Raw genomic sequence first — 20,270 nt, 5'->3', positions numbered from 1 at the left:
TGGGTAAGATGGATTCATTGCTTTCGTCACGCTGTCTACTTAAGTGTTTTTTCTACTGACAGAATACCGTGACGTGAGCTTCCTTACTTTTCAGACATCCTCTAAGTTGACCGCGAAAACCATCATCTCCGCAAAGTTCTTTACGCAGTGCTTTCAGCGTCACTTGCCAAAGTGATTTATTACCCCTCATCGTCGGTGGTGGACCATTTTTTTCTGTCCATAAATCCTCAAAAGAGCGCTCTAAATTGCCATTGTGCTTTTCTAAGTTATTTAATGCCTGCTGTGCGGGGTCGTAATCGTGTAAAATCTCGCGTGCAAGATTGATTTCGTTACTTGTTAATTGAGCATCCATATTTATCCTCATTCCTTGTCACAATTTAAATAAAAGCGATCGCATATCACCGACAATGCAAATCATACAAAGTCTACATACAGCCATTCTCGTCACGAATCTCGAACAATCAGAACACTTTTATGGCAAAGTATTAGGATTGCCCAAAATTGAGCGATCGCTAAAATACGCTGGTGCGTGGTATCAAATCGGCGAATATCAACTTCACCTAATAGTCGCACCCACCGTCCCCACAGACAACAAATACGAAAAATGGGGACGCAATCCTCACATCGCTTTCTCTGTCACCGACTTGGACGCAGCAAAACAGCAGCTATTAGATCATAATTGCCTTCTTCAACCCAGCGCATCCGGTCGCCCCGCTCTTTTTACCCAAGATCCAGATGGGAATGTTATCGAGTTGAGTCAGGGGTGAGTGGGGGAGTGGGGGAGGGGGGGATGGGGGGATGGGGGGACAAGGAGGACAACAAGCAATGACTATTGACTGTTGACTGTTGACTGTTGACTGTTGACTCTTAACTCGAAATTCCATGAAAATTATCGCTTACACTTACACTGACCCTTTACTAGAACCCTCACCCGATCCTCATAGTTGGGGATGGGAGGTGGATCGAGTTTATGAGGATTTGGGTAAGCGATCGCAATTACAAGAATTACTCACTGATTGTCAAACCGAAAGAGCAAATTATCTCCTGATTCATCGGTTGGCGGAATTGGGAGATACTGTAGAAGAAGTGAGCGATCGCCTTACGCAACTCGAAGCGCTAGGGATAGCAATAATTGCCACGGAAATCGATCTCCGCGCTGACTTATTCAAATTGTTACACGAAATTCAGCGGCAGCAACGCAGCGATCGCATCCGCATTGGACACGCCCGCAATCGTTTGGAGGCTGCACCACCACCAGGTAAAGCACCTTATGGCTACCGCAGAGGTAATGCAAAATACATTATTGACCGTAGTACTTCCCCGGTAGTCAAAGATTTTTTTGAGAACTTTCTACTTTACGGTTCTTTGCGGGGAGCAGTGCGTTATCTGGCGAAAAAATATGCGAAGAAAATCTCTGTCACCACTGGACGACGCTGGCTGACAAATCCAGTATATCGCGGCGATACGGCTTATCAGAACGGGGAAATTATTTCTGATACACATGTGCCAATTATTACTAAACAAGAAGCAGCACAAATTGACCGACTTTTACGCCGTAACAGCCGTTTGCCATCTCGAACTGCAAGCGCACCGCGTTCTTTAGCGGGTTTGGTTATCTGTGGCGAGTGTAAATCGCATATGACAGTTACCCGTGTAACTCAGCGTAACTCAGATAAAGAGTATCTTTATTTACGTCCGATTAGCTGCACCAAAAGCCCAAAATGTCGAGCTATTCCCTACGCACAAATTTTAGAAAAGACAATTGAAGCGGTTTGTCGTGACTTACCGAGTGCAGTAGCTAAGATGAATTTTCCTCAATTAGATGCCGTTAAAAATAGTTTAGGAGAAAAGAGCGATCGCCAGCAACAAATACTCGAACAGCTACCCACCTTAGTAGAAAGCGGGATTTTGGATGCAGAAACAGCAAAACTAAGAGCATACAAACTCCGTACAGAAATTTCTGCACTCCAAGCAAAGCTAGCAACACTCCCACCAGTCAACTTGCGTTCTGTTGCTCAAGCTGTTTCCATTCCCCAATTTTGGTTAGACTTATCAGAAGCAGAGCGACGATTTTACCTGCGAGAATTCATTCGCCAAATTGAGATTATTCGCGAAAATCAAAATTGGCAACTGCAAATCATATTTATTTTTTAACAAACAATTCAGGAGACTCCGCGCCTCCTGTACGGGCGGGGTTACCCCGCCCCTCCTAACTTTTAACACCTAACTTTTTCTCACCCTCCCCCATTTTCATCGTTCTCAACTTGACTTCTAGAATAAGATGCAGGTCGTCTCCCCGCATTACGCACATTAATAAATTTACCAAGTAAATCGAACCAAAAAGGCGCACCCATCGCAATAGCAATACCACTGAAAATCCAACCAGGAATCATATATAAAATTCTCAAGAAAGGGAAACTCTGATTTTTCTTAGGTGTCCAGGCAATCTGCTGGTCTAAGTTAACATCAGACCAACCAATCGGTAAAGCAACGTTTTCTAAAGCACCATCAGCTTGTCTTGTCAACTGATTTAAAGCATAATTAACTTGGTCTTCTTGAGAATCTGGATTGGCGATCGCCTGATTATTTTGATTTCTCAGTAATATTTCCCCAGCATTATTAGTAATTGTTTCTCGCAAAGCCGAATCTTTTGATAATCTACTAATCATGTGAAACGCATCCGCATTAGCGATAATAGCAAGACCCAAGCCCAGCATAATCGCTACACCTTTAGCATTGCGCTTGTAAACACCAGAAGCTCGTTCCATTGAAGTATCAAACGTGCGTTCAATTTCTTTTCGTAATGTATGAATACCTTCTTCTGTGGTTTGAATCCTTGACTGGGCACGTTTTCCTAAAATAGTAATATTTTCTACAACAGGTTTCGGGAGTTTATCAATTAAATCTATACTTTGAACTACATTTCTAATTCCTTGATTTGTAGCGCTTTCTTTATCTTTTACAGCTTCTTTAATTTCCTGAAAAATCGCATTATCTCGTCTAAGAGATTCGACAGCTTCATTGAGATTAGGTTTTGGTAGCACTCCTAAGGAAATTGCCTGTTGAACTGCTGCTTCTTTAATTTCATTATGAACAGCACTATCTTTATCAAGAGTTTCGACAACTTCATTGAGATTAGGTCTTAAACCTCCTGACAAAATTGCCTGTTCGATATCTTCAAAAATATTTTTTTTGATAAAATTTACTCTTCGCAGTGCTTTCTCAAATAAATCCTGTTTCGGCATATTTGTCTGAAAAGTTTCTATATATCTATCCAGACTTTCTCCCAAACGAGTAACGCTAGTATTCAAATCAGCTTTTTGATTTTGAAAATTCCAACTTATTTGTTCAAAGTCGGCTTGAGTTTCTGCATATTGCTGAAACATAGTATTGATGAAATTAGCTGAGGTTTCATCATTATTTGTCTGTTGTTGCAATTCGATTAAAACTTGTTCTATTTTAGCTAATTGAGCATTTTTAAATTTTTCCAACCTGGATTGAGTTAATGTTTGAACCATTGTCGGTAATTGCAAGGTTTCCATTAACGTAGTCGCAAATATATCTGAGGGAATGTAAGAAGGACCACTACGTTTATTCTCTCCAAAAATAGTTTCATCTTTATCACCTCCGGGTCGCGCTGTTTTTACTGAACGATATAATGAGCCAATTCCCCAAGTAAGTCTGCGCGGTAAAGTTACAAGAAATCCTTTAGCTTCTTGGTTAATATTTTTCACTAAAGGATGAGAATAAATATCATTAGCTAGTTGGATGACATGAGCATCTTCTGATTTGTCAGTATCACCAGCTAAAAAGATTTCAACTGATTTTTTGAGGTGTTCGGCTCGCCATTGCAACACAGTGGCAATCAATTCCTGAATTTCTGAGGCTAATAAACTTAAAATTAAGTAAGTAAATACTAAACCTAACGCCAAATCGAAAATAACAGGTATATTCATTGATTGACCCTCGTTCTTCGGTAGAATATTGTGTATTGTATTATGTGTATCAGTTTTTTCCGGGAAATATTTGTTAAATAATTTTAAAAAATAAGGAGAAGAAATTCTTAAAAAAAATTATTCACGATCGCGCAAATTTGAGCTAATTTAAAATCTAGGAATTATTCATAAAGGCTGTGGTTGTTAAGTAGTTGGCAACATTGGAGACTCCAAAACGTCTGGAGTGTAATCGAAGTGTGCTTTTCAAATGATTATCCTAGATTATGCAAGAAGGAAGCTTTACCTGGAGTCGTCTAGAAAAACAATATCGCGTGGTTGAGAAAAGGATTGATTGGGGATGGGTAATAGTGCTGTTGTTGGCAGCGATGTTACTCTTTAGCATAAATCTTGGGGAATTGCCACTGCGAGATTGGGATGAAGGTACTGTGGCACAAGTTGCCCGTGAAATTTGGCGTGCGCCGGCTGGTTCAATGCGTTGGCTTTACCCGATGCTAGGAGGTCAACCATATCACAACAAACCGCCGCTGATGCATTTGCTAATTGCTTGGACTTATTCGTTGTTGGGCGTAAATGAATGGACTACGCGCTTACCAGGAGCAATGTTAACAGCTATTTCTGTACCTTTGTTGTATTGTATTGGTAGAGAGATATTTCGCCAACGTTGGGCAGCGATTTACAGTGCTTTGATTTATCTAACGATGTTGCCGGTAGTGCGTCATGGACGCTTGGCGATGTTAGATGGTGCGGTAATCTGCTTTTTTATGGTGATGATGTTGTGTGTATTGCGATCGCGTCGAGATTTGCGATACTGTTTGGGCATTGGCATCGGTTTTGGCTTAATTTGTCTAACTAAAGGTATGTTAGGCATATTATTAGGAGCGATCGCATTTTTATTTCTTCTGTGGGATACCCCACGACTTCTCACCAGTTGGTATATGTGGATAGCCATCATCATTGGCACTATACCGATAGTTTTCTGGTCTGGTTCCCAGTGGATACATTATGGTGAAAGTTTCGCCCGCATTGGTATTATGGGTCAATCCCTCAACCGCATCAACACAAATGTTGAGAATCATTCCGGACCACCCTGGTACTATCTGTTAGAAATTTTCAAGTACGCATGGCCCTGGCTGATGTTTTTGCCGCAAGCGTTACGCTTAACTTGGGAAAATCGCAATCTTAGCTGGGCAAAACTCGTACTGGTGTGGAGTGGTGTTTACCTGCTAGCGATTTCCCTTATGGGAACCAAACTACCCTGGTACGTCTTTCCGATTTACCCCAGTTTAGCTTTAGCTTTTGGTGCGCTGCTGGCAGAGACAGAAAATCCATCTTTACAGTCATCTTATCCCCGCGCTTGGATAGCTAGTTTTTCATTACTAGCTGTAGTAGCTTCTGCTGGCAGCATTTATTACAGTTGGGGCACAACAGGTAAATCTGACTTACAGATGATTTTTGCTGCTGTAGCTATAACTATGGCTTTAGCCGCTATTTTAGCAGAGCGAGGTGACGGACAATTCCTGAAAATTTTGTTTTGGGGAAGTTATATTTCGTTGCTGCTGTTGATGAAATCAAACTATTGGGTTTGGGAATTAGAAGAAGCTTATCCTGTTAAACCAGTCGCTGTGATGATTCAGCGGGCAAAACCCACAGTCAGAAAGATTTATACATCTTTTCCGTATAATCGCCCGTCATTGAATTTTTATAGCGATCGCAACATTATTCCCGCTTCTGGTGCTGAACTAAAATATTATTGGCAATACAACGAGCAACCCTACTTTTTACTCGATGCATCTGCTCTGAAAAATCTCCATTTAGAATCAGTGAAGCGAATTGACGAAACCGAAGGTTTCACACTGATTACAAAAGACACATATTGAATTGGGGAATTGGGCAATGGGCAATGGGCAATGGGCAATGGGCAATGGGAATGTGAGAATAAAGTCAAATCTTTTTCCTATGCCCCATGCCCCATGACGGCAGGTGCTCCACTTGGGGAGACCCCAAGACCGCACTGCCTCCCCCATGCCCCATGCCCCATGACGGCAGGTGCTCCACTTGGGGAGACCCCAAGACCGCACTGCCTCCCCCATGCCCTATTCCCTATTCTCCACCTTCTCCGTTCCTGGAAGAGTTTGGGAATCGGAAGTCTTTTGCTGAGTGACACCAATCATCCCTAAAAGAATAGCACTTACTACAGCTAAAGCTAGCAAAGGACGCTTGAGGACGATAAAATCTCTTATAATTCTAGCTAAAGGACTGCTTTGACGACGTAGCGATGATGAGATTATCATCTGTCTCAAGATAAACGGATCGCGGACGTAGTGACCACTTTGAGAAACTACTAGGCGTTCCTGGCAATACGGACAGCTAAATAAACCAATGCACGTCTTAACTGGCTTTGGCGTTGCATTTCTCCGGCAAATTGGGCAAGTAACATAATGATTATCAAAGGTGTGTGTATTCATCTACCTTGTCCGCTTAGTCCACTCACTCGCTCTATAACAATAACTATATTCAATTTCCGAACACCCTCGTAAATTACTGAGTGTGGTTTGACATAAGTCATGAATCACACATCAAGTATTTCTACGACAAGGGGGATGCTTATCTTACTAAGCATCACTTAAGTTCCCAAGTTTTGAGCAGTTGCCGCTGGAAACTTCTGGCTGCAACACGAGTATAGCTACATTTGGCGTAGTTATGACTCCTAGTTGCTTTTGCTGTGGGTGTGCGTCTGTGAGCTTACAGGTACTATATTTTCTGCTTGCAGAGAATAGAGTCTGCGCTAAAAAAGCACCCTACTGCTCACTATTGACCATTAATTCTCTCCCATTCAACCATTATCCCTATAAAAGTATGAAGTAGTGGCAAGTTTTTACGAAAGCTTTGTAAAGCAAGCAAAAAAGCTAAATAATTAACACACAAACTCTTTACTTGTCTAGATGCCAAATCATGCTTCACAATAAGAATTAACACATAAAAATTTAATTTTTTTCTTACATTTACCCCGCCTATCAATGACTCTCCTGCCTCCCGCCGAACTTAGGAAGGTAACGGAACAACCTGCCTTTCCTACTTTTTCCGTGCGCTTAACTCGCTTGGTTAATCGTTTTCAACCATCTCCAGAAACTGTTGTGCTCTTTTTAGCGGTGCTAATTGGTGGCGGCACGGGTATGGGTGTCGTCACGTTTCACTATTTGATTGAGCTAATTCACCGCTTAATGCTAGAAAATTTCATGGGCGCGATCGCTCATAGGGGTGCTTGGACTTTAGCTTGTGTCCCCACCCTTGGCGGCTTAATTGTCGGCTTGATGCGCTGGCGCACTCAAGATTTTGGACCTGGGCTTTCAACTCTCATCGCCTCCCAAGGAACAGAAGTCACGCGACAACTACGACCAGTAACCAAAATGTTAGCGGCTTCTGTTTCTTTAGGAAGTGGTGCTTCCCTCGGACCCGAAGGACCGAGTGTGGAAGTTGGCGCAAATTTGGGTATGTTGATGTCTAAAGTGATGCAAGTATCTCAAGAGCGACAGCGTTTGCTTTTGGGTGCTGGGGCTGCGGCTGGCTTGGCTGCGGGCTTCAATGCGCCGATCGCTGGTGTGTTTTTTGCTTTAGAGGTGGTATTAGGTGCGACATCTTTCGCTAGTTCTGCTGTCAGTGTGGTGCTGTTAGCGGCGGTGGTAGCGGGGTTGGTTGCTCAAATTGGTTTGGGAACACAACCCGCTTTTGATTTACCTGTTTATCAAGTCATCAGTCCGCTGGAATTACCACTTTATCTTGGCTTGGGTTTGGGAGCAAGTTTAGTTTCTTTGACTTATACCCAGTCGATTTCTCTAGCGAAAGCCTGTTTTGCGGGGAAAGTTCCCGGTTTTGAATTTTTGGGACGAATTCCGCAGCCAGTTCATCCGATTATTGGCGGTGCAATAGTAGGTACTGTAGCTTTAAAATTCCCGCAAATTTTGGGTATCGGTTATGGAACTGTGGAAGCGATGCTTCAAGATGTGAAGTTTTCGCTTTCACTTTTGGTTGTACTGCTAATAGTCAAGCTGGTGATGACAGCAATTAGCGCTGGTAGCGGTTTGGTTGGTGGGGTGTTTGCCCCAGCAATGTTTTTAGGTGCTTCTTTTGGAAGCGCTTACGCCAAAATTTTGGCTTTGCTAACTCCGGGAATCGCCGCACAAATGGCGGCTCCCCCAGCATACGCGATGGTGGGAATGGCGGCAATTTTGGCTGCAAGTGTCAGAGCGCCGTTAACATCAATTTTATTATTGTTTGAATTAACGCGAGACTATCGGATTGTTTTACCGTTGATGGCGGCGGTGGGTTTGAGTTTTTGGCTGGTGGAGCGGATGAAGCCAACTTTTAACTCTAACTCCAAATTACAGCAAATCGGTCTTGCGGAATTAAAAGATGAAAAAGTAGAAATTCTTTCTTCAATTTTGGTAGAAGATGCTATGCTTTCATCTCCAAAAAAGCTGCTGGCAACCATGAAGGTGTTCGAGGCAGCTTTGGAAATGACACGCGATCGCGCTTCTAGTGCTTTAGTAGTTGATGAAAAAGAGCGATTAGTGGGTATCCTTTCTTTAGAAAATATTAACCGCGCCCTTTCTGTTTCGGAATATCCAAATTCACAGGGCGAAATGCAGGCGCAAATATCCAATCTAAGCCTCATGGAAATTTGTACCAGAGAAATTGTTTATGCTTACTGGGATGAACTTTTATCTGAGGCTTTAGACCGCATGTCTGTTCGAGGTTTGCGACAGTTACCCGTGGTAGCACGAGACAACCACGAGCGCATTTTAGGTTTACTACAAAAAGAGCAAATTGCTTTAACCTGCAATTTAGCAGTAACACGCAAAGCAATTCACCACTATTTACCAGTAATCCAAAAAACTGGTCTAGCTATTCGTCAGTAGTCACGCAGTTAATAGTCACAAGTCTTCAGTTAAGAATTTTTGACTATGGACTATGGACTATGGAATGCGTGACTCTTGACTAGTTATTAAGCTGTAGCTTCTTCGAGTACATCAGCATCTTCTTTTTCGTCTGCGTCTACCTGTCGCAGACGAATGTGCTTTTTGCCTAAAGTAATTAGAAACTCATCTCCGGCTTTCAGACCCATCTGTTTTGTGTACGCCGATCCTATCAGCAAGTTACCATTAGACTGCACGCTAATTCTATAACTAGCACTACGTCCACCACGCCCATTGGCACTGGGAGCGCTGTCCAACTGAATGCCTTCAGCATCAATTAGGGCATTTAAGAACTTCATCATATTGACGCGCTCTATACCGTTTTTGGTAACGGTGTAGTAGCCACACTTCTTAGCTTTGTCTTCTTTGCTAACGTTTTCTAGCTCTTTGACTTTATGGAGCAGATCTTCACCGACTAGGGGTTCAATTTTTTTCTGTTTAGCCATCAACTTAGATCGAAAATGAATGGTTGAACTTTTTGAATCGATTTTATTTTAGCTGACAAATAGCTCACACGCTCAAAATCAAGAGTGGGAATTATTTAGTTTTTATCTCAGCCTAGCCAAGTATATTACACGAATAGACAGAATTTTTACGATTTCTCCAATATTTTTCCGGGCAATATATCTTAAAGAAGATTGTTATGGATATATCTATAGTTTGTGAAACACTGCTACACTATATGTGTTGAAGTTTCTTTGCCTTTGTTGCGATTGACAAGTTGTTCACTTGCCAATCGTGCGATAATACAAGACGCGCAAATGATAAGCAAAACCGATCCTTTGTGTCAATAGCTAGTGTTTGATGGAAGCGTGGGAGCGTGGGAGCGTGGCTGTAATCTAACTTAAATAACCAACAACTTACAAGCTGACTCTTGCGTTGCTGAATGAAACTAACGACCAAAGGACACTATAGTGTAAAAGCGTTGCTAGATTTGAGCTTACAGACAGGTATTGGCCCTGTATCTGTCAGAGCGATCGCGCTTCGTCAAGATATCCCCGCTCCTTATTTAGAAAAATTACTTATAGAAATGCGTCGATCTGGTTTGGTAAAATCAATTCGCGGCAGTGTTGGTGGATATCAATTAGCGCGATCGCCCGAACTAATCTCTGTAGGACAAATTTTAGAAGCTGTCGGTGAAAGCATTACCCAATTACCTCATTCTGACATCAAAACTACACTTGCTGAAGATTGGGTAACATATACTTTATGGCAAAGACTACAGCAAAAACTTAAAGAAGCTTTATATAGTATTACCCTCGCAGACCTCTATTATGATGCTCGTAGTTGGCAAGCAGCTCAAGGGGAAGAAGCTAGTTTTATTGTTTAGTCGATAGTCGATAGTCGATAGTTGATAGTCGATAGTCGATAGTCGATAGTCCAAAATTCTTAACTGTTGACTGCGTGACCTTTGACTCTTAACCAATGACACCATCTGTTATTTTAATCATTGCCGCCACTTTAGATTACTTAATCGGCGATCCTTCGGGTTTTCCTCATCCAGTGCAAGTTATGGGATGGGTAATTTTTCGTTTGAGCAAATTCGCATTTCAATTTTGTCACAATTCCATAACACAGCGAATAGCGGGAATTTTACTAGGCACAATTCTCATAATAGGTAGCGGCATTGTTGGCGCTTTTATAATTCAAACTGCGAGATGGCTGCATCCCCTATTGGGAATAATATTAGAAAGTATTCTTCTTGCCAGCTGTTTTGCTTTGAGGAGTTTAAGAACAGCAGCTTCATCAGTTTTACTACCTTTAGGTACAGGACAAATCGCTTCGGCTCGGTCTATTTTAAGTAATTATGTAGGACGAGATACAGAAAACCTCACCGAAGCCGAAATTTTGCGAGCTGTTCTGGAAACAGTTACGGAAAATGCTACCGATGGGGTCATGGCTCCTCTTTTTTATGCAATTGTGGGAGCATTTTTGCCATTTGTGGGGGCAGCGCCCCTAGCTCTAGCATACAAAGCTAGTAGTACACTTGATTCAATGGTGGGCTATCGATCGCCACCCTATACTTATTTGGGTTGGTTCAGTGCGCGGTTAGAAGATTGTTTAACTTGGCTTCCTTGTCGGTTAACAGTGATAACATTAGCGCTTTTATCAGGTAAACCATTGCATGTTTTCAGGATTTGCCAGCGAGATGCGATTAAAGACTCCAGTCCTAATTCGGGTTGGAGTGAATGCTGTTACGCTGCTATTTTGGGTGTGCAAATGGGAGGTACAAACTACTATTGCGGTATAGCTACATATAAACCACTGCTAGGAGATGCGATTTATGCGATCGCACCAACTCACATCCAAAAAGCTTTGCAATTAACTCGATATTGCTTTTTACTATGGTTGTTCCTAACTACATCTCTATTCTTTTTACTCCTAATAAGGTAATGATCTAAATAACTCTTCCCCACTCCCCCACTCTCAAAAAACGGTATAATCAACAACTCAGGGTATTGTTTATGATTATGTCTGCCAAAGTCGTTGAAATTCTCTCAGCAGAAGAAATACGTCGTACCGTAACCCGTCTTGCCTCTCAAATCGTCGAAAGGACACGCGACTTATCTGACTTAGTACTATTGGGTATTTATTCTAGAGGTGCATTGTTAGCTGAATTGCTAGCACGTCAGATTGAGACACTCGAAAACGTATCCGTGTCAGTAGGAGCATTAGATATTACATTATATCGGGATGACCTTGACCAAATTGGCTTGCGAACTCCGGCAAAAAGTGATATTTCTATTGACCTGACAGGAAAAACGGTTGTCCTTGTCGATGATGTAATTTTTAAAGGACGGACAATTCGTGCTGCTTTGAATGCAATACAAGAGTATGGCAGACCAGAAGTGGTTCGTTTAGCTGTGCTGGTAGACAGAGGTCATCGTGAGTTACCAATTCATCCTGATTTTATCGGTAAGCAACTGCCCACTGCTAAGGAGGAGGTTGTCAAAGTTTACCTGCAAGATTGGGATGGACGAGATGGGGTAGAGTTAATTGGGGATTATTGACACTCCTCAGCCGTCATGCTGAGGATTCTTCATTCATAGACCCAACTTGCTCATACAAGACTTCTCCAGCATGAGTAGAGGTCGAATCTCCTGAAGCGTTCGGATCTAAGATCCAAGTTCCCGTATGCCCTACGGTACTCAAGGCTGTTTTCAGAATGTTGATAGCAGCATTCCAATCTCTATCTATCACAAATCCGCATTCACAAACATGGGTTCTTGTTGATAGAGATTTTTTGACTACTGCGCCACAGTTAGAGCATTCTTGCGAAGTGTAGGCAGGATTGATTGCTACAGTTATCCTGCCAAATTTAACCCCGAAATACTCTAACCATTTTCTGAATTGATACCAACCAGCATCATTAATAGATTTAGCGAGACAATGATTTTTAACTAAGTTCTTAATCCTCAAATCTTCATAGGCTACCAAATCGTTAGATTGGATTACGCAACGCGCCATTCTCTTGGCGTGTTCTTCACGTTGCCTACTTATTTTGAGGTGTACTCGCCCTAATTTATTAACAGCTTTCTTGCGGTTGATAGAGCCTTTTCTTTTGCGAGAAACACGACGTTGATAAAACTTTAGTCGTCTTTCTCCTGTTCGATAAAATCTAGGGTTAGGTTCACTATGCCCATTACTGTCTGTGTAGAATTCTTTCAACCCAACATCTAAACCAATGGTATAAGCTGTTGGATGCGCGTCTACTTTGTTATCCACGCCAATCAAGAATTGAACATAGTAGCCATCAGCACGACAAACTAGCCTAACCCGTTTTATCTGTTCTAGTTGGTAAAAGTTTAAGTCCCATGTCCCTTTTAGTTTTAACTCACCAATACCTTTTTTATCAGTGAAAGTAACTTGTTTCCTAGTTTCAGATAATTTCCACCCAGAAATTTTGTACTCCACTGAGCGAGAATTTTTTTTGAACCTTGGATATCCTTTTTTGCCGGGAACAGACTTCTTGCAATTGTCAAGGCACTGCGTTGGGCGGGTTCCCCGACTTGAAGCATGTGCCGTGTAGAAACGAGCAATGGAACTATAAGCCCGTTCAATAGAAGCTTGGCAAGCACTGGAATTCAAAGCTTTCACAAAGGGAAACTCATCTCTAAGAGATTTACTAAGACGGTACAACTCTTTCTGTCCAACGCCTCGGTTATCCATCCAAAAACGGATACTCTTGTTGCGAACAAATTGAGCCGTCCTAATTGCCTCATCAATCGCTGCGTATTGAGTTGTTTTCCCCTCAGCCTTGAATTCTAAAACTATCATTTTACGTGGAAAACCCCTACGCAAAATATTATAACACAATAAAAGTCGCCCTTCTAGGGCGAGGCTTTAGACCCAGTTTTTCGGTAATTGGGGAATGGGGAATGGGTAATGGGTAATGGGTAATGGGAAAAAAGAATTATTTGCTCATCTCCCCCTGTCCCCCCCTCCCCCCCTCTCCCCCAACCCCCGAACCCCACTACCGCATAATCGGGCTACCATGATGATGAATTAAATACCACTTTCCACCGAGAAGTTCAAATACGTTGGTAGCGATTGATTGTGCTTGAATTCGTCTACCCTGAATGACTTGAAAGACGTTTTCTACAAGTACGATGCAGGCAATATTATCGCGAACTTCTGTAGTAATTATGTCTGTGTTTATTTCAATGTAGGCAGTATTTTTAAATATCTGTTCCCAAGAGGTGCGAACTTCCTTCCAACCCCGCAGTACATTCCATCCGGGGTGAATACAAAGACTACCAGTTCCCTGCGACCATACTACACTCATTGCTTCGATGTCTTTCTTTTCAAAAGCTCGATAAAAAGCTGTGTTAGCGGCTAAAACTTCAAGTGTCATGGGGAGTGGGGGAGTGGGGGAGACAAGGAGACAAGGAGACAAGGGGGACAAGGGAGACAAGGGGACAAGGGGGACAAGGGAGACAACCAACAACTATCAACTAATAACTAACAACCAACAACTATCAACTATCAACTAACCACTAACAACTAACTATTTTTCACTGTATTAATTGTTTCCAATAATTGCTTCGCGGTGTAAGGTTTGGATAAGAAAGCTTTGATTCCTAAATCGTATGCTGCATTCATTTTATCGCTAGTAGCAAGTCCGCTGATGACAATAATCTTGACGTTAGGGTTAATTTTGTGCAAGGTGCGAATGGTTGTAATGCCATCCATTGAGGGCATTAGCATATCTGTTAAGACTATAGATATTTTATCGCGATATTCTGCATAAAGGGCGATCGCTTCTATGCCATCACTAGCGGTTATCGCTTTGTAGTTATAGGCTTCTAGGGATGTTTTGGTAATTTCTCGAATCGAGGGTTCATCATCGATGATCAAAACCAATTCTCCGCTGCCATGTGGCAATTCTAGTTCTTTTTCTTCAGGGGATTCTGCTGTTTCTTGGGCAGGTAAATATATTTCAAATTTGCTGCCTTTCCCTACCTCGCTGTATACATTGATGAAACCACCGTGGCTTTTGACTATACCAAGTACTGTGGAAAGTCCTAAACCTGTGCCTTTACCGAGTTCTTTAGTGGTAAAAAATGGCTCAAAAATTCGGTCTAATACTTCATGTGTAATGCCAATTCCTGTATCAGCAACTGTAGCGACGATATAAGAACCAATTTTTGCGTCAAGATGCATTTTAGCATAATGCTCATCTACGATAAAATTTTCGGCAGAGATTGTTAAAATTCCGCCATTGGGCATAGCATCACGAGCATTGACACACAAATTCATTAATACTTGATGCAACTGGGTAGCATCTCCAGAAACAGTCCAAAGATTTCGTGAGGTTTCGCAGTCAACTTCTATTGATTTAGGAAATGTTTCTTTAATAACTTGACGAATTTCTAATATTAAGTGCTTTAATTGTAAAATTGTGCGATCGCCTTCAACACCGCGAGTAAAAGATAATACTTGCTTGACTAAATTCGCTCCACGTTTGGCGTTGCTTACTAATATCGGCAGCAATCGCTTACTTCGCGCATCATGCAGTTGTGTTTCCAATAGCTGTGCGGTCATTAAAATCGGCGCGAGGACGTTGTTTAGGTCGTGGGCGATACCGCTAGCTAAAGTGCCAATACTTTCTAATCGCTGGGCGCGTAAAAATTGCGCTTCCAGTTGTTTTTTCTGCGTTATATCAGTGTTAACTACTAGAATAGATTGTGACTTGTTATCAAATGGTACTAATGTCCAGCGGCTTTCGACGATGATTTCTTTGTCGTATTTGGTTGTTTGATGTAACTCTCCCTCCCAAGAGCCATTTTTCATCAAAATGTTGAGGGCTTCTTGCAGTTGCAGTTGATTTTTTGTTTGCCAAATATCTTGTATTCTTTTGCCGATCGCTTCTTCTTTTCTACAACCATATAAACGTTCGGCTGCTTTGTTCCAAAATAAAATTTTATTGTCTAAATCGCGCACATAAATCGCATCGGTAGCGACATCAAGTAAAGCAGCTTGTTCGCGAATTTTCTGTTCTGTTTGTTTGCGCTCAATCGCGTAGCGAATCGAACGCTCTAACAAAGGTGCTGACAGCTGACTTTTTTCTAAATAATCTGCTGCACCTGCTTTCATTGCCTCGATATCTATTTCTCTATCTCCTTTACCGGTGAGTAAAATTATCGGAGCGGTGGAACCATTAGCGATCGCTTCGCTCAATAACTCCAGTCCATCCCCCTCACCCAAACGATAATCAACCAGATAGATATCGTGGCGATTTTGAGCGATCGCTTCTCTAGCTTTTGCATAACTACTTACCCATTCGAGTTCGCTATCAGCTACCTGAAATTCATCGAACCAATCACGAGTCAAAATATAATCATCTTCGTCATCGTCAATTAGAAGAACTTTGATTGGACTGTTGTTCATTTCTGCCTCCTACTGCTTCTAGTGGTAGTTCCACAATTTCAAACCAGTATTTGCCTATCGTTTTCATTACCTCAACTAAAGAGGCGAAGGTGACAGGCTTAATGATGAACGAGTTTGCACCCAAATCGTAAGTACGGTAAATATCTTCTTCTGCTCTAGAAGTAGTCAGCACAACAATCGGAATTTTTCTCAGATTAACATCAGCTTTAATTTCTCTGAGTGCTTCCCGACCGTCTTTTTTTGGCATGTTTAAATCGAGCAAAATCAAACCCGGACGCGGTGCAAGTTTAGCGTTGGTATACTGACCACGGTGGTACAGATAATCCATCAACTCTTCACCATCACTTACGATGCGTAGCTCATTTGACAATCGGCTTTCTGCCAATGCTTCACGAGCTAACAAACAGTCGTCTTCATCATCATCCGCCATCAAAATTGTGACGGTTGTTTGCCGACCTTTCACTATGAATTTTCCCCTTAGCGCTGGTGATTTTATCTAGTTGGTATTAAATCGCAACAAATTATGAAGTAGTGTTGTATGATTAAATATCTCTATGGAGGTATGATAAACCGTGGCGAGCAATAAAAAATGGGCAAAGCAAATTACATCGGTAAAGTAACAATAAATTTTGCTCCGTGTCCGGGTTGACTTTGTGCGGTGATGCTTCCGTTATGACGTTCGGCAATTTTGCGGCAGATAGCTAAACCGATGCCGGTGCCTTGATATTCGCTGCGACCGTGGAGACGTTGAAAAACGTTAAAGATGCGATCTATATACTTTTCCTCAAATCCAATACCTCGATCTTCGACGACTATCTGACAAAATTCTGAACCGTTAATCGCTCTAGCAGCTTCAGTGTAGATTTTGACAAAAGGCACTTCTTCTGGGCGATGAAATTTTAAAGCGTTGCCGATTAAGTTTTGTAACAATTGGCGCATCTGGAACGGATCGGCGGTAACGGTGGCTAACTCGCCGACTTCCACACATGCGCTGGTTTGCTGGATAATTACTTCTAAATCAGACAATACCTCTTGTGTTACTTGTGCTAAATTTACAGATACAAAAGGTTGCGCTCTGGTGGTAACTCGTGATAGTGTCAGCAAGTCTTCAATCAAACTTTGCATTCGTTGAGCGGCGTTTTGCATTCGTTCTAAATAATCGCGTCCTTGTGCGGTGAATGCATCACCGCAAGTAGCTTTTAAGCGATCGCCAAATGTTTTAATTTTCCGCAGTGGTTCTTGTAAATCGTGGGAAGCGACAAAAGCAAATTGTTGCAGTTCATCATTAGAACGAGCTAATTCTTGACGTTGGCGAGTTTCTTGTTCTAAAAGTTGTGCTTGGGCAACAGCAATACCGATTTGGTCTGCTAGTTGTCGTAAAAGTTCTGTTTCCCAGGTAGTCCAGTTGCGGGGATGAGCGCACTGATGGGTAATTAGCAGTCCCCAAAGTTGATTTTTAAAGAGAATCGGCACAACTAAATTAGCTTTAGCAGCAAACGATTGCAGCAGTTCATAGTAGCAAGGATCGATGTTAGCTTTGTCTACGTCGTGAATAGAACCTATTCTGCCGTGGCGGTATTTTTCGACGTAATGTTCATTAAAGCAAGGGTCAATCATATCTCGTGCCTGAAGCACCGGGAAACCGGGAACTACAGCTTCTTTGACTATCGTTCCCGAACCATCCGACCACAGCCGAAAGATAACTACACGGTCTGCGTGTAGCAGTTGTTGCACTTCGGTGACGCTGGTGTGGAGAACTTCGTCAATATCTAAAGACTCGCGAATTTTTACAGTCACATCGCTGAACAATTGCGATCGCATGTTTTGTTTGACTAATTCTTCTTCTACTCGCTTGCGATCGCTCATGTCCATCATCGCCCCAATCATCCGCACTGCCTTGCCTGTATCGTCATAAACTACATAACCGCGATCTAAAATGTCAGCATAAGTATTATTGCTACGCAAAAAGCGGTATTCATTCGACCAGAATTGTTTTTTGCTAGCGATCGCCGTGTTTATATTAGAAACAACCCTCAGCCTATCCTCTGGGTGTAAGTGTTCGTGCCACCATCTAGTATCTAAACTGATATTTTCTGTCGAATAACCAAGTGCCTGCACATTTTGATTCCACCAGACCTGATTTGTCAATAAATCCCAATCCCAGACAACATCATTAGTAGCACGGACAACTATCTGGAAACGCTCTTCACTTTGGCGCAGTTGTTCTTCTGCGAGTTTGCGCTCAGTAATATCCGTATAAGAACCAACCATTCTTATTACATTACTATCTTCATCCCACTGTGCCTGACCGCGATCCAAAATCCATTTGTAATTATTATGTTTACACCGCATTCGATGCTCGCTGATGTAAAACGGAGTTTTTTTGGCAAAGTGGTCTTGAATAAGTTGTCTCACTCGAACGATATCATCTGGATGCACTCGTGTTGACCATTCATCTAAATAATTGGAAATCTCCTCCTGTTCAAAACCGAGCATTTCTTTCCAACGAGTTGAAACGAACATTTGATTAGTTTTAATATTCCAGTCCCAGATACCATCATTAGTACCCTGCACGGCTAACTGCCAACGTTGCTCGCTTTCCCTGAGTGCATCTTCCATCTTTTGACGGTCAATGGCTGTAGCCAAAATATTGGCAACAGCTTGGAGAAAATAAACTTCGTCTCGGCTAAAGTTGCGTGTTTGTGTTGTATGTGCGCCCAAAACGCCAAAAGGACGCTCTTTACCATGAATAATAACACTCATACCGCTAACTACCTGATGGTCGTGCAGCAGGTTGGGTCTGTTGAACCTAGTTTCTGTACGCAAATCATTGACAATAACTGGTTCAGATGCGAGCAAAGTGTAGCCAGCTTGCGAATCAATGCCGGTGCTGATGGTCGCCTTTCCTACCAACCCTGGTTGCCAGCCTACACCCGCCCGTAACAATAATGCCTTACCGTCAGGCAGTAGTTCCAAAACTTTGCAATACTCAACTTTCAGCGATTGGGTAAGCAGCGTTACGGCTGAATTCATTAATGCAGTTAAATCTGTGCCAGCTAAAGCGCTTTGGCTCAGTTCTGCCACTAACGCTTGGCGATTAGCGTAAACTTCCAGCCTTTCTTCCGCTTGCTTGCGCTTGGTGATGTCGATTGTCACTCCAGACATCCGCTGTGCCATTCCGGAGGAGTCGCGAAAAACAACTCCTTTACTTGCTGCCCAACGCAGGCTACCATCGCGGGCAACAAAGCGATATTCAATGTCGTATTCTGCCTCTTCCCGAATTGCTTGGATTATCGAGCGGCTGATAAAATTGCGATCTTCGGGATGTACGCATTCAATAAAAGCTGCATAAGTACTCTCAAAACTACCTGGTTCCAAGCCAAATAGCACTTCTAAATTATCTGACCAAGTTATTTGATTGCTCAGGACATCCCAATCCCAAGTACCCATGCGAGCTGCATCTAATGCCATCCGCAATTGCGCTTCTCGCAGTTGCGCTTCCTCTGTTTGCTGTCGTAATGCTTTCACATGAAGGCTAGCTTTGACCAAACGATTGACTCGTTGCCGCAATACTTCCCATTGAATTGGTTTGCTAATATAATCACTCGCACCAGCTGCAAAAGCTCGCTCTACAGATGTTTGATCGTAAAGAGCGGTAATCATTAAAATGGGTGTGTTTGCCCCACCAGGAAGTTTTTGTAATTCGGTGCAGCAGGTAAATCCATCCATCACGGGCATGATAGCATCAATCAGCACAATTTCTGGCTGTAGCCGAGTATAAGCAGCTAGCGCTTCCGAACCATTACTTGCTTCTGCCACCTGATATCCTGCTTCTTGCATCAAGTCGCACAGCTGCATTCTTATTAAATCGTTGTCCTCTACAACCAGAATTAGATTAGTCATTGGGGATTGGGCATTGGGCATTGGGCATTGGGCATTGGGCAGGGGGCATGGGGCATCGGGCATTGATAACTTGTTGCCAGTCTCTGACTGGGAATGCTTCACTACTGGCTGCTGTCTCCAAATTTAACACGAGCTTCAGACTCGGTAGTTACACTACAAGGCAGAGTCTTGTAACGATAAAAAGGAGAAGTTTCGAGTTCGGAACATCAACTTTCGAGTTTGGAACATCAAGTTTCGAGTTCGGAACACGAAGTTTCGAGTTCGGAACACGAAGTTTCGAGTTCGGAACACGAAGTTTCGAGTTCGGAACACGAAGTTTCGAGTTCGGAACATCAACTTTCGAGTTCGGAACATCAACTTTCGAGTTCGGAACATCAACTTTCGAGTTCGGAACATCAACTTTCGAGTTCGGAACATCAACTTTCGAGTTTGGAACATCAAGTTTCGTGTTCCGAGGCTCAACATAAGAGCTTCTAAGAGGATGTCTGAAAAGTCCTAAAATATACCAAAAACCCCTCTCCAAACCTCTGTCTTGGAAAGCTTTGAT

The 20,270-nt window shown here is 42.5% G+C and carries 20 protein-coding genes; 9 read left to right on the top strand and 11 right to left on the bottom strand.

The window, feature by feature from the left end; all coding sequences use genetic code 11:
• Nucleotides 1-52 precede the first annotated feature (52 nt).
• Complete coding sequence (locus AABK37_RS17235) at nt 53-352, bottom strand: hypothetical protein (protein ID WP_432552780.1); 300 nt, start codon at nt 350-352, stop codon at nt 53-55.
• Nucleotides 353-407: 55 nt separating this feature from the next.
• On the opposite strand from AABK37_RS17235, the gene AABK37_RS17230 reads away from it, so the two are divergent.
• Nucleotides 408-767 (top strand): VOC family protein, encoded by a 360-nt coding sequence (locus tag AABK37_RS17230; protein WP_432552779.1) that lies wholly within the window; start codon nt 408-410, stop codon nt 765-767.
• A gap of 115 nt (nt 768-882) precedes the next feature.
• Nucleotides 883-2,154, top strand: a complete 1,272-nt coding sequence (locus AABK37_RS17225) for a recombinase family protein (protein WP_432552778.1) — start codon at nt 883-885, stop codon at nt 2,152-2,154.
• Between the two features lie 80 nt (nt 2,155-2,234).
• Here AABK37_RS17225 and AABK37_RS17220 read toward each other — a convergent pair whose 3' ends face one another.
• Nucleotides 2,235-3,956 (bottom strand): hypothetical protein, encoded by a 1,722-nt coding sequence (locus tag AABK37_RS17220; protein WP_432552777.1) that lies wholly within the window; start codon nt 3,954-3,956, stop codon nt 2,235-2,237.
• Nucleotides 3,957-4,219: 263 nt separating this feature from the next.
• Here AABK37_RS17220 and AABK37_RS17215 point away from each other — a divergent pair, with 263 nt between their 5' ends.
• A complete protein-coding gene (locus AABK37_RS17215; protein WP_432552776.1) occupies nt 4,220-5,833 on the top strand; it encodes an ArnT family glycosyltransferase in 1,614 nt (537 codons plus the stop codon).
• Here AABK37_RS17215 and AABK37_RS17210 read toward each other — a convergent pair.
• Both AABK37_RS17210 and AABK37_RS17205 read right to left on the bottom strand, forming a co-directional pair.
• Nucleotides 5,774-6,046, bottom strand: coding sequence for a hypothetical protein (locus AABK37_RS17210; protein ID WP_432552775.1), 273 nt, complete (start codon nt 6,044-6,046; stop codon nt 5,774-5,776). The genes AABK37_RS17215 and AABK37_RS17210 overlap by 60 nt on opposite strands.
• Nucleotides 6,047-6,049: 3 nt before the next feature.
• Nucleotides 6,050-6,421: a hypothetical protein gene (locus AABK37_RS17205; RefSeq protein ID WP_432552774.1), complete on the bottom strand. Its 372-nt coding sequence runs from the start codon at nt 6,419-6,421 to the stop codon at nt 6,050-6,052.
• 552 nt (nt 6,422-6,973) lie between these two features.
• Here AABK37_RS17205 and AABK37_RS17200 point away from each other — a divergent pair.
• The gene (locus AABK37_RS17200; RefSeq protein ID WP_432552773.1) at nt 6,974-8,872 is read left to right on the top strand and encodes a chloride channel protein; all 1,899 of its coding nucleotides are present in this window, start codon (nt 6,974-6,976) and stop codon (nt 8,870-8,872) included.
• An 86-nt stretch (nt 8,873-8,958) separates the two neighbouring features.
• Here AABK37_RS17200 and AABK37_RS17195 read toward each other — a convergent pair whose 3' ends face one another.
• Nucleotides 8,959-9,375, bottom strand: a complete 417-nt coding sequence (locus tag AABK37_RS17195; protein ID WP_039739488.1) for an AbrB family transcriptional regulator — start codon at nt 9,373-9,375, stop codon at nt 8,959-8,961.
• Nucleotides 9,376-9,815: 440 nt separating this feature from the next.
• Here AABK37_RS17195 and AABK37_RS17190 point away from each other — a divergent pair, with 440 nt between their 5' ends.
• From AABK37_RS17190 to pyrR, 3 genes are all read left to right on the top strand, one after another.
• Nucleotides 9,816-10,259 carry an Rrf2 family transcriptional regulator gene (locus tag AABK37_RS17190; RefSeq protein ID WP_432552772.1) on the top strand — a complete coding sequence of 148 codons (444 nt, stop codon included), beginning with the start codon at nt 9,816-9,818 and terminating at the stop codon, nt 10,257-10,259.
• A gap of 95 nt (nt 10,260-10,354) precedes the next feature.
• Nucleotides 10,355-11,323: an adenosylcobinamide-phosphate synthase CbiB gene (cbiB, locus tag AABK37_RS17185; RefSeq protein WP_432552771.1), complete on the top strand. Its 969-nt coding sequence runs from the start codon at nt 10,355-10,357 to the stop codon at nt 11,321-11,323.
• A gap of 71 nt (nt 11,324-11,394) precedes the next feature.
• Nucleotides 11,395-11,940 (top strand): bifunctional pyr operon transcriptional regulator/uracil phosphoribosyltransferase PyrR, encoded by a 546-nt coding sequence (gene pyrR / locus AABK37_RS17180; protein WP_432552770.1) that lies wholly within the window; start codon nt 11,395-11,397, stop codon nt 11,938-11,940.
• A 13-nt stretch (nt 11,941-11,953) separates the two neighbouring features.
• Here the strand turns inward: pyrR and AABK37_RS17175 are convergent, their stop codons facing one another.
• Both AABK37_RS17175 and AABK37_RS17170 read right to left on the bottom strand, forming a co-directional pair.
• Nucleotides 11,954-13,207: an RNA-guided endonuclease InsQ/TnpB family protein gene (locus AABK37_RS17175; protein WP_432552769.1), complete on the bottom strand. Its 1,254-nt coding sequence runs from the start codon at nt 13,205-13,207 to the stop codon at nt 11,954-11,956.
• 196 nt (nt 13,208-13,403) lie between these two features.
• Nucleotides 13,404-13,784: a nuclear transport factor 2 family protein gene (locus AABK37_RS17170; protein ID WP_432552768.1), complete on the bottom strand. Its 381-nt coding sequence runs from the start codon at nt 13,782-13,784 to the stop codon at nt 13,404-13,406.
• On the opposite strand from AABK37_RS17170, the gene AABK37_RS17165 reads away from it, so the two are divergent.
• Complete coding sequence (locus AABK37_RS17165) at nt 13,783-13,923, top strand: hypothetical protein (protein ID WP_432552767.1); 141 nt, start codon at nt 13,783-13,785, stop codon at nt 13,921-13,923. The genes AABK37_RS17170 and AABK37_RS17165 overlap by 2 nt on opposite strands.
• 10 nt (nt 13,924-13,933) lie before the next feature.
• Here the strand turns inward: AABK37_RS17165 and AABK37_RS17160 are convergent, their stop codons facing one another.
• From AABK37_RS17160 to AABK37_RS17145, 4 genes are all read right to left on the bottom strand, one after another.
• A complete protein-coding gene (locus tag AABK37_RS17160; RefSeq protein WP_432552766.1) occupies nt 13,934-15,820 on the bottom strand; it encodes a response regulator in 1,887 nt (628 codons plus the stop codon).
• Nucleotides 15,786-16,283, bottom strand: coding sequence for a response regulator (locus AABK37_RS17155; RefSeq protein WP_432552765.1), 498 nt, complete (start codon nt 16,281-16,283; stop codon nt 15,786-15,788). The genes AABK37_RS17160 and AABK37_RS17155 overlap by 35 nt, the downstream gene beginning before the upstream one ends.
• A gap of 140 nt (nt 16,284-16,423) precedes the next feature.
• Nucleotides 16,424-19,723 (bottom strand): PAS domain-containing protein, encoded by a 3,300-nt coding sequence (locus AABK37_RS17150; RefSeq protein ID WP_432552783.1) that lies wholly within the window; start codon nt 19,721-19,723, stop codon nt 16,424-16,426.
• Complete coding sequence (locus AABK37_RS17145) at nt 19,716-19,853, bottom strand: hypothetical protein (protein WP_432552764.1); 138 nt, start codon at nt 19,851-19,853, stop codon at nt 19,716-19,718. The genes AABK37_RS17150 and AABK37_RS17145 overlap by 8 nt, the downstream gene beginning before the upstream one ends.
• Nucleotides 19,854-19,942: 89 nt before the next feature.
• Between AABK37_RS17145 and AABK37_RS17140 the strand changes: the two genes are divergently transcribed.
• On the top strand, nt 19,943-20,200 hold the full coding sequence (locus tag AABK37_RS17140) for a hypothetical protein (RefSeq protein ID WP_432552763.1): 258 nt from the start codon (nt 19,943-19,945) through the stop codon (nt 20,198-20,200).
• Nucleotides 20,201-20,270: the final 70 nt, after the last annotated feature.

The sequence above is a fragment of the Tolypothrix sp. VBCCA 56010 genome, assembly GCF_050875635.1.
Classification (GTDB): Bacteria; Cyanobacteriota; Cyanobacteriia; order Cyanobacteriales; family Nostocaceae; genus Hassallia.
Note: the sequence above shows the minus strand (reverse complement) of the source record. Positions and strands in the feature narration are given on the sequence as shown.

Coding starts and splice junctions, on each gene's coding strand:
- AABK37_RS17150 (WP_432552783.1), bottom strand. CDS start 19,723: ATGACTAATCTAATTCTGGTTGTAGAGGACAACGATTTAATAAGAATG.
- AABK37_RS17225 (WP_432552778.1), top strand. CDS start 883: ATGAAAATTATCGCTTACACTTACACTGACCCTTTACTAGAACCCTCA.
- AABK37_RS17220 (WP_432552777.1), bottom strand. CDS start 3,956: ATGAATATACCTGTTATTTTCGATTTGGCGTTAGGTTTAGTATTTACT.
- AABK37_RS17175 (WP_432552769.1), bottom strand. CDS start 13,207: ATGATAGTTTTAGAATTCAAGGCTGAGGGGAAAACAACTCAATACGCA.
- AABK37_RS17215 (WP_432552776.1), top strand. CDS start 4,220: ATGCAAGAAGGAAGCTTTACCTGGAGTCGTCTAGAAAAACAATATCGC.
- cbiB (WP_432552771.1), top strand. CDS start 10,355: ATGACACCATCTGTTATTTTAATCATTGCCGCCACTTTAGATTACTTA.
- AABK37_RS17200 (WP_432552773.1), top strand. CDS start 6,974: ATGACTCTCCTGCCTCCCGCCGAACTTAGGAAGGTAACGGAACAACCT.
- AABK37_RS17165 (WP_432552767.1), top strand. CDS start 13,783: ATGGGGAGTGGGGGAGTGGGGGAGACAAGGAGACAAGGAGACAAGGGG.
- AABK37_RS17160 (WP_432552766.1), bottom strand. CDS start 15,820: ATGAACAACAGTCCAATCAAAGTTCTTCTAATTGACGATGACGAAGAT.
- AABK37_RS17195 (WP_039739488.1), bottom strand. CDS start 9,375: ATGGCTAAACAGAAAAAAATTGAACCCCTAGTCGGTGAAGATCTGCTC.
- AABK37_RS17205 (WP_432552774.1), bottom strand. CDS start 6,421: ATGAATACACACACCTTTGATAATCATTATGTTACTTGCCCAATTTGC.
- AABK37_RS17235 (WP_432552780.1), bottom strand. CDS start 352: ATGGATGCTCAATTAACAAGTAACGAAATCAATCTTGCACGCGAGATT.
- AABK37_RS17210 (WP_432552775.1), bottom strand. CDS start 6,046: ATGGGGGAGGCAGTGCGGTCTTGGGGTCTCCCCAAGTGGAGCACCTGC.
- AABK37_RS17230 (WP_432552779.1), top strand. CDS start 408: ATGCAAATCATACAAAGTCTACATACAGCCATTCTCGTCACGAATCTC.
- pyrR (WP_432552770.1), top strand. CDS start 11,395: ATGATTATGTCTGCCAAAGTCGTTGAAATTCTCTCAGCAGAAGAAATA.
- AABK37_RS17170 (WP_432552768.1), bottom strand. CDS start 13,784: ATGACACTTGAAGTTTTAGCCGCTAACACAGCTTTTTATCGAGCTTTT.
- AABK37_RS17190 (WP_432552772.1), top strand. CDS start 9,816: ATGAAACTAACGACCAAAGGACACTATAGTGTAAAAGCGTTGCTAGAT.